We start from the raw sequence: 15,227 nt of genomic DNA on the forward strand, positions 1-15,227 counted from the left end.
CGAACCGTGCTTACATGTCTCCATGTACACGGCTCTCCGTTATAATTCAACTTAGTGTTATACATTGCCATGTATTTTAGCATTACATTCTGGACAGACTGCCAATGTTTTACGGTGCATTTTGAGCATGATGCGTTCCCATTCGTTCTTGCCTGTCAAGTCTTTCAAGGCACGAACATGGTGCATCACCGTTTTGCCATGCGCTCCGCATACCTCGCACTGTTCCGCCTTTAGTCTCTCAACAAGACTTGAGGCTGGCAGAAAATTGGTGTTTGGCATTATGTCGCATTTAGCATCACATTGAGCGTCTTTTCTCTTGAAACCCTCATTATAGAACACACGGCATTTGCATTGCCCTTTTGCATCCGTGTAACTGATTACAAAGTCTTTGTCTTTCGAGTATTTCTTTTTAATCTTCCGTACACTGCTGCTTTGCTTTTTGGCGATGCTTTTGTACATACTGTATTCCATAATATAACCGAACCTTTTGCAAAGAGTAGATACATTGTTCGCTATCGAGTAATAATTGTAGAATCCTCTTATCTCCTTATTGAATTGGGCTACAATATCCTCCGGTTTGCGGTTCATCATATAACTGCGTGCCTTTGGCTTCCAATCCTCCTTGCCATTGGTTTGTATAACCCTCATGGCTTTGTAGTCAATCAACTTGTTCTTGACCACCTCTCTCGGGAGTAGAAGTACAACCTTGCGGTTGAACATTCTTTTGAGCACTCCATTCTTATCTCTCTTGGTGGCTTTGGAGTTGCGTACGGTTATTTCATATCCCAGAAATTTAGCTTTTTCTTGTGCTTGGGTTATAAGCGTTTTCTCTGCCGACAGTTCAAGTTTTAGCTTATCTTTCATGAATTGTGTGATATTCGCTTTGATTTGCCCACATTCTTCATGGCTGCCGACAACCCCAATCAAGAAATCGTCTGCGTATCTGACATATTTCAACCGTCTGTACTCTTCATCCATTTCCATGACACAAGGCATTTGTTGCATCTGTCGGTAATACCCTTTGATTTTATCAATAAGGTCTTTCCGTACCTTTGTATCGGTTTCGGATTTCAGTTTCTTTTCCAGCTTGTTCTTACGGTCTTTAATCCGACGGTAATCCTTATCCAATCTTCTGCTTGCGCCTTTATTGAAAGATTGGGCGTATACCTCCATGTACTTGTCGAACTTGTCAAGGTAAATATTAGCCAGTATGGGACTAATGATGCCGCCTTGCGGAGTTCCACTGTACGTGTGTCTGTATTTCCAATTTTCAATATACCCAGCGTTCAGAAATTTACGGATGAGCCTTATGAACCTCCCGTCCGCTATGCGTTCTTCGAGTATGCCAATCAGAACGTTATGGTCTATGTTGTCGAAGAAGCCTTTTATGTCCCCCTCTATAAACCATTTTGTTCCGAGAAACGTATCTTGAATTTGGGTTAATGCAGTCTGGCAACTCCTACGTGGTCTGAATCCATGTGAGGTATTTTCAAAACTTCCCTCGTATATGGCTTCCAGTATCATGTGTACCACTTCCTGCACCAACTTGTCTTCAAAAGACGGGATGCCCAACGGGCGTTTCTTTCCGTTCTTCTTAGGGATATAGACCCTTTTGGCTGGGTTGGGTTTGTAACTTTCGTCTCTAAGCTTGGAGATTAGATTTTCTATTCTCTGAATACTCATTTCGTCAACTGTCTTGCCGTCTGTCCCAGCGGTCATATTGCCCTGTTTGGCATAGATTCGCTGGTAGGCGGTATAGAACATCTGTTCATTGAATAGAATACGATACAACCGTTCGAACTTATAGCCCGATACATTGCTGTGTTTCACTAAGTTGTTCAATACATTCTTTGGATTTCTCATAATGTCTCTCACATTTTCCTTTGATTATATTGATTATATAACTGCTTCCCTTCGCCATGTGCAGGGCATTACCCTGCTCGGACTACTACGGAAGCTCCGTTGCCATGCCGAATATTCAAGAACGACTTCTATAGCCTTTCGGCGTTTCGGTTTAGGCAATCCCCATTTAGCGGGTGTAATAACAAGCATGACAGACTGTCGGATGCAACGTTCGTCCGTTAATCTGCTTATTGCAGACGTGTCGCAGTCAGTTCTTTGCCCCATACAACCTAAACACTTGCTGGGGTACATGCGATATGGCGTTGGTAACTGCCTTCCGCCACAGCCCTGGTATGTGCCACTGGATTGTTGTTCAACCAGTTCAGGCTTCATCCTCATGTCCGTCTTTCTGTCTTGCCATTCAGTCGCAGCGTGGCAGTTGGCTGACTTATGGCTTCTCCGACATGCTACACTCCCCCTCGGGTTTCCCTCTGGGATAAGTCGGATGACAGTAGGTCTTATTTTCATAGAACTCTAACCTAATCTATTGCTAAATAGATATTTATTACACTGCCTTATGGGCGCACGTAGGCTCGGCACTCGGCGCCTTGCCGCATTTCTGCGGTAGGTTTCCGAGAGCCTGCCCCCGAACCGTGCTTACATGTCTCCATGTACACGGCTCTCCGTTATAATTCAACTTAGTGTTATACATTGCCATGTATTTTAGCATTACATTCTGGACAGACTGCCAATGTTTTACGGTGCATTTTGAGCATGATGCGTTCCCATTCGTTCTTGCCTGTCAAGTCTTTCAAGGCACGAACATGGTGCATCACCGTTTTGCCATGCGCTCCGCATACCTCGCACTGTTCCGCCTTTAGTCTCTCAACAAGACTTGAGGCTGGCAGAAAATTGGTGTTTGGCATTATGTCGCATTTAGCATCACATTGAGCGTCTTTTCTCTTGAAACCCTCATTATAGAACACACGGCATTTGCATTGCCCTTTTGCATCCGTGTAACTGATTACAAAGTCTTTGTCTTTCGAGTATTTCTTTTTAATCTTCCGTACACTGCTGCTTTGCTTTTTGGCGATGCTTTTGTACATACTGTATTCCATAATATAACCGAACCTTTTGCAAAGAGTAGATACATTGTTCGCTATCGAGTAATAATTGTAGAATCCTCTTATCTCCTTATTGAATTGGGCTACAATATCCTCCGGTTTGCGGTTCATCATATAACTGCGTGCCTTTGGCTTCCAATCCTCCTTGCCATTGGTTTGTATAACCCTCATGGCTTTGTAGTCAATCAACTTGTTCTTGACCACCTCTCTCGGGAGTAGAAGTACAACCTTGCGGTTGAACATTCTTTTGAGCACTCCATTCTTATCTCTCTTGGTGGCTTTGGAGTTGCGTACGGTTATTTCATATCCCAGAAATTTAGCTTTTTCTTGTGCTTGGGTTATAAGCGTTTTCTCTGCCGACAGTTCAAGTTTTAGCTTATCTTTCATGAATTGTGTGATATTCGCTTTGATTTGCCCACATTCTTCATGGCTGCCGACAACCCCAATCAAGAAATCGTCTGCGTATCTGACATATTTCAACCGTCTGTACTCTTCATCCATTTCCATGACACAAGGCATTTGTTGCATCTGTCGGTAATACCCTTTGATTTTATCAATAAGGTCTTTCCGTACCTTTGTATCGGTTTCGGATTTCAGTTTCTTTTCCAGCTTGTTCTTACGGTCTTTAATCCGACGGTAATCCTTATCCAATCTTCTGCTTGCGCCTTTATTGAAAGATTGGGCGTATACCTCCATGTACTTGTCGAACTTGTCAAGGTAAATATTAGCCAGTATGGGACTAATGATGCCGCCTTGCGGAGTTCCACTGTACGTGTGTCTGTATTTCCAATTTTCAATATACCCAGCGTTCAGAAATTTACGGATGAGCCTTATGAACCTCCCGTCCGCTATGCGTTCTTCGAGTATGCCAATCAGAACGTTATGGTCTATGTTGTCGAAGAAGCCTTTTATGTCCCCCTCTATAAACCATTTTGTTCCGAGAAACGTATCTTGAATTTGGGTTAATGCAGTCTGGCAACTCCTACGTGGTCTGAATCCATGTGAGGTATTTTCAAAACTTCCCTCGTATATGGCTTCCAGTATCATGTGTACCACTTCCTGCACCAACTTGTCTTCAAAAGACGGGATGCCCAACGGGCGTTTCTTTCCGTTCTTCTTAGGGATATAGACCCTTTTGGCTGGGTTGGGTTTGTAACTTTCGTCTCTAAGCTTGGAGATTAGATTTTCTATTCTCTGAATACTCATTTCGTCAACTGTCTTGCCGTCTGTCCCAGCGGTCATATTGCCCTGTTTGGCATAGATTCGCTGGTAGGCGGTATAGAACATCTGTTCATTGAATAGAATACGATACAACCGTTCGAACTTATAGCCCGATACATTGCTGTGTTTCACTAAGTTGTTCAATACATTCTTTGGATTTCTCATAATGTCTCTCACATTTTCCTTTGATTATATTGATTATATAACTGCTTCCCTTCGCCATGTGCAGGGCATTACCCTGCTCGGACTACTACGGAAGCTCCGTTGCCATGCCGAATATTCAAGAACGACTTCTATAGCCTTTCGGCGTTTCGGTTTAGGCAATCCCCATTTAGCGGGTGTAATAACAAGCATGACAGACTGTCGGATGCAACGTTCGTCCGTTAATCTGCTTATTGCAGACGTGTCGCAGTCAGTTCTTTGCCCCATACAACCTAAACACTTGCTGGGGTACATGCGATATGGCGTTGGTAACTGCCTTCCGCCACAGCCCTGGTATGTGCCACTGGATTGTTGTTCAACCAGTTCAGGCTTCATCCTCATGTCCGTCTTTCTGTCTTGCCATTCAGTCGCAGCGTGGCAGTTGGCTGACTTATGGCTTCTCCGACATGCTACACTCCCCCTCGGGTTTCCCTCTGGGATAAGTCGGATGACAGTAGGTCTTATTTTCATAGAACTCTAACCTAATCTATTGCTAAATAGATATTTATTACACTGCCTTATGGGCGCACGTAGGCTCGGCACTCGGCGCCTTGCCGCATTTCTGCGGTAGGTTTCCGAGAGCCTGCCCCCGAACCGTGCTTACATGTCTCCATGTACACGGCTCTCCGTTATAATTCAACTTAGTGTTATACATTGCCATGTATTTTAGCATTACATTCTGGACAGACTGCCAATGTTTTACGGTGCATTTTGAGCATGATGCGTTCCCATTCGTTCTTGCCTGTCAAGTCTTTCAAGGCACGAACATGGTGCATCACCGTTTTGCCATGCGCTCCGCATACCTCGCACTGTTCCGCCTTTAGTCTCTCAACAAGACTTGAGGCTGGCAGAAAATTGGTGTTTGGCATTATGTCGCATTTAGCATCACATTGAGCGTCTTTTCTCTTGAAACCCTCATTATAGAACACACGGCATTTGCATTGCCCTTTTGCATCCGTGTAACTGATTACAAAGTCTTTGTCTTTCGAGTATTTCTTTTTAATCTTCCGTACACTGCTGCTTTGCTTTTTGGCGATGCTTTTGTACATACTGTATTCCATAATATAACCGAACCTTTTGCAAAGAGTAGATACATTGTTCGCTATCGAGTAATAATTGTAGAATCCTCTTATCTCCTTATTGAATTGGGCTACAATATCCTCCGGTTTGCGGTTCATCATATAACTGCGTGCCTTTGGCTTCCAATCCTCCTTGCCATTGGTTTGTATAACCCTCATGGCTTTGTAGTCAATCAACTTGTTCTTGACCACCTCTCTCGGGAGTAGAAGTACAACCTTGCGGTTGAACATTCTTTTGAGCACTCCATTCTTATCTCTCTTGGTGGCTTTGGAGTTGCGTACGGTTATTTCATATCCCAGAAATTTAGCTTTTTCTTGTGCTTGGGTTATAAGCGTTTTCTCTGCCGACAGTTCAAGTTTTAGCTTATCTTTCATGAATTGTGTGATATTCGCTTTGATTTGCCCACATTCTTCATGGCTGCCGACAACCCCAATCAAGAAATCGTCTGCGTATCTGACATATTTCAACCGTCTGTACTCTTCATCCATTTCCATGACACAAGGCATTTGTTGCATCTGTCGGTAATACCCTTTGATTTTATCAATAAGGTCTTTCCGTACCTTTGTATCGGTTTCGGATTTCAGTTTCTTTTCCAGCTTGTTCTTACGGTCTTTAATCCGACGGTAATCCTTATCCAATCTTCTGCTTGCGCCTTTATTGAAAGATTGGGCGTATACCTCCATGTACTTGTCGAACTTGTCAAGGTAAATATTAGCCAGTATGGGACTAATGATGCCGCCTTGCGGAGTTCCACTGTACGTGTGTCTGTATTTCCAATTTTCAATATACCCAGCGTTCAGAAATTTACGGATGAGCCTTATGAACCTCCCGTCCGCTATGCGTTCTTCGAGTATGCCAATCAGAACGTTATGGTCTATGTTGTCGAAGAAGCCTTTTATGTCCCCCTCTATAAACCATTTTGTTCCGAGAAACGTATCTTGAATTTGGGTTAATGCAGTCTGGCAACTCCTACGTGGTCTGAATCCATGTGAGGTATTTTCAAAACTTCCCTCGTATATGGCTTCCAGTATCATGTGTACCACTTCCTGCACCAACTTGTCTTCAAAAGACGGGATGCCCAACGGGCGTTTCTTTCCGTTCTTCTTAGGGATATAGACCCTTTTGGCTGGGTTGGGTTTGTAACTTTCGTCTCTAAGCTTGGAGATTAGATTTTCTATTCTCTGAATACTCATTTCGTCAACTGTCTTGCCGTCTGTCCCAGCGGTCATATTGCCCTGTTTGGCATAGATTCGCTGGTAGGCGGTATAGAACATCTGTTCATTGAATAGAATACGATACAACCGTTCGAACTTATAGCCCGATACATTGCTGTGTTTCACTAAGTTGTTCAATACATTCTTTGGATTTCTCATAATGTCTCTCACATTTTCCTTTGATTATATTGATTATATAACTGCTTCCCTTCGCCATGTGCAGGGCATTACCCTGCTCGGACTACTACGGAAGCTCCGTTGCCATGCCGAATATTCAAGAACGACTTCTATAGCCTTTCGGCGTTTCGGTTTAGGCAATCCCCATTTAGCGGGTGTAATAACAAGCATGACAGACTGTCGGATGCAACGTTCGTCCGTTAATCTGCTTATTGCAGACGTGTCGCAGTCAGTTCTTTGCCCCATACAACCTAAACACTTGCTGGGGTACATGCGATATGGCGTTGGTAACTGCCTTCCGCCACAGCCCTGGTATGTGCCACTGGATTGTTGTTCAACCAGTTCAGGCTTCATCCTCATGTCCGTCTTTCTGTCTTGCCATTCAGTCGCAGCGTGGCAGTTGGCTGACTTATGGCTTCTCCGACATGCTACACTCCCCCTCGGGTTTCCCTCTGGGATAAGTCGGATGACAGTAGGTCTTATTTTCATAGAACTCTAACCTAATCTATTGCTAAATAGATATTTATTACACTGCCTTATGGGCGCACGTAGGCTCGGCACTCGGCGCCTTGCCGCATTTCTGCGGTAGGTTTCCGAGAGCCTGCCCCCGAACCGTGCTTACATGTCTCCATGTACACGGCTCTCCGTTATAATTCAACTTAGTGTTATACATTGCCATGTATTTTAGCATTACATTCTGGACAGACTGCCAATGTTTTACGGTGCATTTTGAGCATGATGCGTTCCCATTCGTTCTTGCCTGTCAAGTCTTTCAAGGCACGAACATGGTGCATCACCGTTTTGCCATGCGCTCCGCATACCTCGCACTGTTCCGCCTTTAGTCTCTCAACAAGACTTGAGGCTGGCAGAAAATTGGTGTTTGGCATTATGTCGCATTTAGCATCACATTGAGCGTCTTTTCTCTTGAAACCCTCATTATAGAACACACGGCATTTGCATTGCCCTTTTGCATCCGTGTAACTGATTACAAAGTCTTTGTCTTTCGAGTATTTCTTTTTAATCTTCCGTACACTGCTGCTTTGCTTTTTGGCGATGCTTTTGTACATACTGTATTCCATAATATAACCGAACCTTTTGCAAAGAGTAGATACATTGTTCGCTATCGAGTAATAATTGTAGAATCCTCTTATCTCCTTATTGAATTGGGCTACAATATCCTCCGGTTTGCGGTTCATCATATAACTGCGTGCCTTTGGCTTCCAATCCTCCTTGCCATTGGTTTGTATAACCCTCATGGCTTTGTAGTCAATCAACTTGTTCTTGACCACCTCTCTCGGGAGTAGAAGTACAACCTTGCGGTTGAACATTCTTTTGAGCACTCCATTCTTATCTCTCTTGGTGGCTTTGGAGTTGCGTACGGTTATTTCATATCCCAGAAATTTAGCTTTTTCTTGTGCTTGGGTTATAAGCGTTTTCTCTGCCGACAGTTCAAGTTTTAGCTTATCTTTCATGAATTGTGTGATATTCGCTTTGATTTGCCCACATTCTTCATGGCTGCCGACAACCCCAATCAAGAAATCGTCTGCGTATCTGACATATTTCAACCGTCTGTACTCTTCATCCATTTCCATGACACAAGGCATTTGTTGCATCTGTCGGTAATACCCTTTGATTTTATCAATAAGGTCTTTCCGTACCTTTGTATCGGTTTCGGATTTCAGTTTCTTTTCCAGCTTGTTCTTACGGTCTTTAATCCGACGGTAATCCTTATCCAATCTTCTGCTTGCGCCTTTATTGAAAGATTGGGCGTATACCTCCATGTACTTGTCGAACTTGTCAAGGTAAATATTAGCCAGTATGGGACTAATGATGCCGCCTTGCGGAGTTCCACTGTACGTGTGTCTGTATTTCCAATTTTCAATATACCCAGCGTTCAGAAATTTACGGATGAGCCTTATGAACCTCCCGTCCGCTATGCGTTCTTCGAGTATGCCAATCAGAACGTTATGGTCTATGTTGTCGAAGAAGCCTTTTATGTCCCCCTCTATAAACCATTTTGTTCCGAGAAACGTATCTTGAATTTGGGTTAATGCAGTCTGGCAACTCCTACGTGGTCTGAATCCATGTGAGGTATTTTCAAAACTTCCCTCGTATATGGCTTCCAGTATCATGTGTACCACTTCCTGCACCAACTTGTCTTCAAAAGACGGGATGCCCAACGGGCGTTTCTTTCCGTTCTTCTTAGGGATATAGACCCTTTTGGCTGGGTTGGGTTTGTAACTTTCGTCTCTAAGCTTGGAGATTAGATTTTCTATTCTCTGAATACTCATTTCGTCAACTGTCTTGCCGTCTGTCCCAGCGGTCATATTGCCCTGTTTGGCATAGATTCGCTGGTAGGCGGTATAGAACATCTGTTCATTGAATAGAATACGATACAACCGTTCGAACTTATAGCCCGATACATTGCTGTGTTTCACTAAGTTGTTCAATACATTCTTTGGATTTCTCATAATGTCTCTCACATTTTCCTTTGATTATATTGATTATATAACTGCTTCCCTTCGCCATGTGCAGGGCATTACCCTGCTCGGACTACTACGGAAGCTCCGTTGCCATGCCGAATATTCAAGAACGACTTCTATAGCCTTTCGGCGTTTCGGTTTAGGCAATCCCCATTTAGCGGGTGTAATAACAAGCATGACAGACTGTCGGATGCAACGTTCGTCCGTTAATCTGCTTATTGCAGACGTGTCGCAGTCAGTTCTTTGCCCCATACAACCTAAACACTTGCTGGGGTACATGCGATATGGCGTTGGTAACTGCCTTCCGCCACAGCCCTGGTATGTGCCACTGGATTGTTGTTCAACCAGTTCAGGCTTCATCCTCATGTCCGTCTTTCTGTCTTGCCATTCAGTCGCAGCGTGGCAGTTGGCTGACTTATGGCTTCTCCGACATGCTACACTCCCCCTCGGGTTTCCCTCTGGGATAAGTCGGATGACAGTAGGTCTTATTTTCATAGAACTCTAACCTAATCTATTGCTAAATAGATATTTATTACACTGCCTTATGGGCGCACGTAGGCTCGGCACTCGGCGCCTTGCCGCATTTCTGCGGTAGGTTTCCGAGAGCCTGCCCCCGAACCGTGCTTACATGTCTCCATGTACACGGCTCTCCGTTATAATTCAACTTAGTGTTATACATTGCCATGTATTTTAGCATTACATTCTGGACAGACTGCCAATGTTTTACGGTGCATTTTGAGCATGATGCGTTCCCATTCGTTCTTGCCTGTCAAGTCTTTCAAGGCACGAACATGGTGCATCACCGTTTTGCCATGCGCTCCGCATACCTCGCACTGTTCCGCCTTTAGTCTCTCAACAAGACTTGAGGCTGGCAGAAAATTGGTGTTTGGCATTATGTCGCATTTAGCATCACATTGAGCGTCTTTTCTCTTGAAACCCTCATTATAGAACACACGGCATTTGCATTGCCCTTTTGCATCCGTGTAACTGATTACAAAGTCTTTGTCTTTCGAGTATTTCTTTTTAATCTTCCGTACACTGCTGCTTTGCTTTTTGGCGATGCTTTTGTACATACTGTATTCCATAATATAACCGAACCTTTTGCAAAGAGTAGATACATTGTTCGCTATCGAGTAATAATTGTAGAATCCTCTTATCTCCTTATTGAATTGGGCTACAATATCCTCCGGTTTGCGGTTCATCATATAACTGCGTGCCTTTGGCTTCCAATCCTCCTTGCCATTGGTTTGTATAACCCTCATGGCTTTGTAGTCAATCAACTTGTTCTTGACCACCTCTCTCGGGAGTAGAAGTACAACCTTGCGGTTGAACATTCTTTTGAGCACTCCATTCTTATCTCTCTTGGTGGCTTTGGAGTTGCGTACGGTTATTTCATATCCCAGAAATTTAGCTTTTTCTTGTGCTTGGGTTATAAGCGTTTTCTCTGCCGACAGTTCAAGTTTTAGCTTATCTTTCATGAATTGTGTGATATTCGCTTTGATTTGCCCACATTCTTCATGGCTGCCGACAACCCCAATCAAGAAATCGTCTGCGTATCTGACATATTTCAACCGTCTGTACTCTTCATCCATTTCCATGACACAAGGCATTTGTTGCATCTGTCGGTAATACCCTTTGATTTTATCAATAAGGTCTTTCCGTACCTTTGTATCGGTTTCGGATTTCAGTTTCTTTTCCAGCTTGTTCTTACGGTCTTTAATCCGACGGTAATCCTTATCCAATCTTCTGCTTGCGCCTTTATTGAAAGATTGGGCGTATACCTCCATGTACTTGTCGAACTTGTCAAGGTAAATATTAGCCAGTATGGGACTAATGATGCCGCCTTGCGGAGTTCCACTGTACGTGTGTCTGTATTTCCAATTTTCAATATACCCAGCGTTCAGAAATTTACGGATGAGCCTTATGAACCTCCCGTCCGCTATGCGTTCTTCGAGTATGCCAATCAGAACGTTATGGTCTATGTTGTCGAAGAAGCCTTTTATGTCCCCCTCTATAAACCATTTTGTTCCGAGAAACGTATCTTGAATTTGGGTTAATGCAGTCTGGCAACTCCTACGTGGTCTGAATCCATGTGAGGTATTTTCAAAACTTCCCTCGTATATGGCTTCCAGTATCATGTGTACCACTTCCTGCACCAACTTGTCTTCAAAAGACGGGATGCCCAACGGGCGTTTCTTTCCGTTCTTCTTAGGGATATAGACCCTTTTGGCTGGGTTGGGTTTGTAACTTTCGTCTCTAAGCTTGGAGATTAGATTTTCTATTCTCTGAATACTCATTTCGTCAACTGTCTTGCCGTCTGTCCCAGCGGTCATATTGCCCTGTTTGGCATAGATTCGCTGGTAGGCGGTATAGAACATCTGTTCATTGAATAGAATACGATACAACCGTTCGAACTTATAGCCCGATACATTGCTGTGTTTCACTAAGTTGTTCAATACATTCTTTGGATTTCTCATAATGTCTCTCACATTTTCCTTTGATTATATTGATTATATAACTGCTTCCCTTCGCCATGTGCAGGGCATTACCCTGCTCGGACTACTACGGAAGCTCCGTTGCCATGCCGAATATTCAAGAACGACTTCTATAGCCTTTCGGCGTTTCGGTTTAGGCAATCCCCATTTAGCGGGTGTAATAACAAGCATGACAGACTGTCGGATGCAACGTTCGTCCGTTAATCTGCTTATTGCAGACGTGTCGCAGTCAGTTCTTTGCCCCATACAACCTAAACACTTGCTGGGGTACATGCGATATGGCGTTGGTAACTGCCTTCCGCCACAGCCCTGGTATGTGCCACTGGATTGTTGTTCAACCAGTTCAGGCTTCATCCTCATGTCCGTCTTTCTGTCTTGCCATTCAGTCGCAGCGTGGCAGTTGGCTGACTTATGGCTTCTCCGACATGCTACACTCCCCCTCGGGTTTCCCTCTGGGATAAGTCGGATGACAGTAGGTCTTATTTTCATAGAACTCTAACCTAATCTATTGCTAAATAGATATTTATTACACTGCCTTATGGGCGCACTTTAGGTACCAGATGATTGCGGCAAGCAGAATGATGGGTGACTCCACAAAGAAATCCCCCTGCTTTTCAATCCAGGTGCGATTGAGGTTGAGCATTATCGTATAACTCGCCTCATACGCATCGGAGATATCCGTCATGAATTTCGGATTGATGGGATTGCAGCGGTGTGACCTGTGCGGATCGTCGAAATTGATGACATAGAACCGGGGCTTGACCTTGTACTTGTCCATGTTGTTCAACAACGTGTTGTAAGCGATGGTGGAAAGGTCGTCGAACTTGTAATCGTAGATGTAACAACTGTATCCTTTGGAAATCATCTGGCGTATGTAATTGTTTACCACGGCATACGACTTGCCCGATCCGGGCGTGCCAAGCACGATGGTGGCACGAAAGGGATTTACTACGTTGATCCATCCGTCATGCTGTTTTCCCTGAAAGCGGAAGCTGGTAGGCAGGTTGACGGAATACTCGTTCTCCAACAACCGGGTTTCCTGCTGGAAGGATTCATTTTCGATATTGAACACATCCCCCATCAGGTTATGCCTGTAAAGCCGGCTCATCCACAATCCCGCCATCAGTAGACCGAGGTAACCTGCGGTAAGTGTTACAACGTACAGTATGGTGCTTATCATGTGCGGCAGGGACAGGTCAAGCAGCCACCAGTTCAGAAAAAACAGCACGCATCCGGCTACCAGTGCCGCGTAGATTTTGGGCCAGGTGATTTTTTCACCTTTAACTCCATGTGTTCCTAGGCAGGATATTGCCAGTAAAGTCACTGCCAACAGTTTGGTCCAGAGAATACAGTTGAAAATACCCGTCGTATTGTTGAAGTTTACCAGAATCTTATCTATGACCGCAAGATTCAGATGCCATGCGGTCATGCTCGGATAGCAGTACACATAGACGTGCACCACCAAAAGAAAAATACTCACAGCCCTGCCGAATTCCATTATCTTAGCGAGAGCCCTCAAATCGTCTTCCTGTTGCATAAGGATTGTGTATAAAAAGGTTGATACTTGTTTTGTCTAAATGCCACGCTTGCGTCCGGTCTTCTTCTTTTTCTTCATGCGGCGTGCAAAGGCTTCCTCCTCGTAATCCCGCGGATTGGTTTCCATAGAAAGAATGCCTGCCGCCAGTTCGAGCGTGCTAGAGGATTCGTGACGGTGATGCTGCCAAAGCTCTGTAGCGGAATGTCCACCCCGTTCCTTTTCGGGTATGTTTTCCAACCATTTGAAATAGTCGTTGAACACATTGGCGGAAAACTCCTTGCCCATGCGTGAACCGTTGAACACCTCCCGTCGGTCGTGGTCAATGAAGGTGACACCGTAGATACGCCCCCGCTCATTCTCACGGAACACCACATCGATATTTTTTTGCCCCAGCAGTTCCACAAACCGTTTCCGTGAATCCGCCTGCCGCAAGGCACGGGCGATGTCCGCCTGTATGGAGGGTGCCCATTTCCCCTCTTTGAGAGCTTTCAGATTCATCAACATCCGCTTTTCCAACAGTTCATTCCCGAAGCGTTTTCCGAAACGTGAACTCTTGAACGGCGGACTGACCACCTTGCCGGTATCATCCGTGGCAGAATAGACAATGCCGGTGTAGGGTATGCCGTTGTATTCCCCCCTGATCTGTTTCGCCTCGATGTTGAGTGTGGAAAGCAGTGCGCTGTATTCCCCGAAAGTCTGGAAACGGTAGCTTTCCAGTACGGCTTTAAGGGTGTTGCCTACCTGATGGCGGACATCTCCCAAGGAAGCGTCCACCTTTTTTAGTTCCGCTTTCGGATTCCGCCTTTCCGTGTCCGCTCCGTTGCGCAAGCCGAAATCCGTTTCCAGTTCCCGACAGGCGGTCATGGAACGGCGATGCTCGTAGGCGTCACTGATCTTTTTTCCCTGTCCGTCCACACAGACACTGACGATATGAATGTGGGCATTATGGGTATCGGCATGTTTGTAGGCTATGTACGGCTGATTCCCATAGCCCATCTTCTGCATATACCGTTCCGCCAACTCTACCAATTGCCCATCAGTCAGCCGGTCTTCCGGTGCTGGAGAAAGGGAGATATGCAGGACGGGCTTCTCCGTATTGCGGTTTGCCAGCAGGTAGTTCTCAAAAGAGAGCAATGCCAGACGTATGTCCTCACTGGGCAATCCCAATCTGTCGGAAATCATGCGGTTGCCCGAAAGAATCTCGGCGGTACCTGCCGTTACCTTGTCGTAGTTATAGGCAAGTGCTCCGTAAAGGCTTGTTCCGTGACTTATTTTTGCAACCATTTCCGCTCGTATTCCTGGGTTAGCACCATGACTTTTTTACATACAAGCATCAGTTCGATGCTCAGTTTCTCCAACCTGTAGAGCAATGCCATCGCACGTTTTTCCCCGAAATTGTTCTTCAAGGTCCGGACAACCTGATTGTAGTTGTTTCCGACGGCCTGAAACTGCCTGTGGAATTCGGTCAGTTTGATGTAGTAGTCCATTGTCGCCTTGTCGATTTTCACAACTTTAATGCGACCTCCAAAAATGGATTTCTTGATGAATCCCGCTTTTTCTTTCATGCCGGATTCAGAGAATGCCGCTTCAAAGCGTACGTTTTCTTCATTTGTCAACTTGATGCCGTAACGATGTATGGCCGGATCTGCTTTGGGCTTTCGTCCCATTTTTTTCCTTGAGCTTTCTTTCATGCACTTTAGGGAATTTATGATTTGACTTTTTTCCAGATTTTTCGACTTTGGAGAAAAATCCCCCGGCTTTTGCCGGGCAAGTTGGTTTTGGGATGCCCGAAAAGTTTCGGGCTGCCGAAAACACAACTTGCTCTGTTCGCTTGAACAGAGAATCCTCCTTCG

General features: G+C 44.8%; 7 protein-coding genes and 1 pseudogene. All 8 read right to left on the reverse strand.

The genetic code is table 11. The features are described from left to right. Positions 1-57: 57 nt before the first annotated feature. The 8 genes and pseudogenes from GKD17_RS19605 to mobA all read right to left on the reverse strand — a co-directional run bounded on the left by GKD17_RS19605 (position 58) and on the right by mobA (position 15,065). Positions 58-1,863, reverse strand: a complete 1,806-nt coding sequence (locus GKD17_RS19605; protein WP_007839264.1) for a reverse transcriptase domain-containing protein — start codon at positions 1,861-1,863, stop codon at positions 58-60. Positions 1,864-2,546: 683 nt separating this feature from the next. Next, positions 2,547-4,352, reverse strand: coding sequence for a reverse transcriptase domain-containing protein (locus GKD17_RS19610; RefSeq protein WP_007839264.1), 1,806 nt, complete (start codon positions 4,350-4,352; stop codon positions 2,547-2,549). A gap of 683 nt (positions 4,353-5,035) precedes the next feature. After that, on the reverse strand, positions 5,036-6,841 hold the full coding sequence (locus GKD17_RS19615; protein ID WP_007839264.1) for a reverse transcriptase domain-containing protein: 1,806 nt from the start codon (positions 6,839-6,841) through the stop codon (positions 5,036-5,038). A 683-nt stretch (positions 6,842-7,524) separates the two neighbouring features. Further along, positions 7,525-9,330, reverse strand: a complete 1,806-nt coding sequence (locus tag GKD17_RS19620; protein ID WP_007839264.1) for a reverse transcriptase domain-containing protein — start codon at positions 9,328-9,330, stop codon at positions 7,525-7,527. A gap of 683 nt (positions 9,331-10,013) precedes the next feature. After that, the gene (locus GKD17_RS19625) at positions 10,014-11,819 is read right to left on the reverse strand and encodes a reverse transcriptase domain-containing protein (RefSeq protein ID WP_007839264.1); all 1,806 of its coding nucleotides are present in this window, start codon (positions 11,817-11,819) and stop codon (positions 10,014-10,016) included. Between the two features lie 565 nt (positions 11,820-12,384). Further along, positions 12,385-13,374 (reverse strand): annotated as a pseudogene (locus tag GKD17_RS19630) (YWFCY domain-containing protein); the annotation flags it as partial. A gap of 36 nt (positions 13,375-13,410) precedes the next feature. After that, on the reverse strand, positions 13,411-14,658 hold the full coding sequence (gene mobB / locus GKD17_RS19635; RefSeq protein ID WP_007838788.1) for a conjugal transfer protein MobB: 1,248 nt from the start codon (positions 14,656-14,658) through the stop codon (positions 13,411-13,413). Then, complete coding sequence (gene mobA, locus GKD17_RS19640; protein ID WP_032936839.1) at positions 14,643-15,065, reverse strand: conjugal transfer protein MobA; 423 nt, start codon at positions 15,063-15,065, stop codon at positions 14,643-14,645. The genes mobB and mobA overlap by 16 nt, the downstream gene beginning before the upstream one ends. Positions 15,066-15,227: the final 162 nt, after the last annotated feature.

This window comes from Phocaeicola dorei (assembly GCF_013009555.1).
Lineage (GTDB): Bacteria > Bacteroidota > Bacteroidia > Bacteroidales > Bacteroidaceae > Phocaeicola > Phocaeicola dorei.

Excerpts from the sequence above, each read along its gene's own strand:
- GKD17_RS19605 (WP_007839264.1), bottom strand. The coding sequence starts at position 1,863 with ATGAGAAATCCAAAGAATGTATTGAACAACTTAGTGAAACACAGCAAT.
- GKD17_RS19610 (WP_007839264.1), bottom strand. The coding sequence starts at position 4,352 with ATGAGAAATCCAAAGAATGTATTGAACAACTTAGTGAAACACAGCAAT.
- GKD17_RS19615 (WP_007839264.1), bottom strand. The coding sequence starts at position 6,841 with ATGAGAAATCCAAAGAATGTATTGAACAACTTAGTGAAACACAGCAAT.
- GKD17_RS19620 (WP_007839264.1), bottom strand. The coding sequence starts at position 9,330 with ATGAGAAATCCAAAGAATGTATTGAACAACTTAGTGAAACACAGCAAT.
- GKD17_RS19625 (WP_007839264.1), bottom strand. The coding sequence starts at position 11,819 with ATGAGAAATCCAAAGAATGTATTGAACAACTTAGTGAAACACAGCAAT.
- mobB (WP_007838788.1), bottom strand. The coding sequence starts at position 14,658 with ATGGTTGCAAAAATAAGTCACGGAACAAGCCTTTACGGAGCACTTGCC.
- mobA (WP_032936839.1), bottom strand. The coding sequence starts at position 15,065 with ATGAAAGAAAGCTCAAGGAAAAAAATGGGACGAAAGCCCAAAGCAGAT.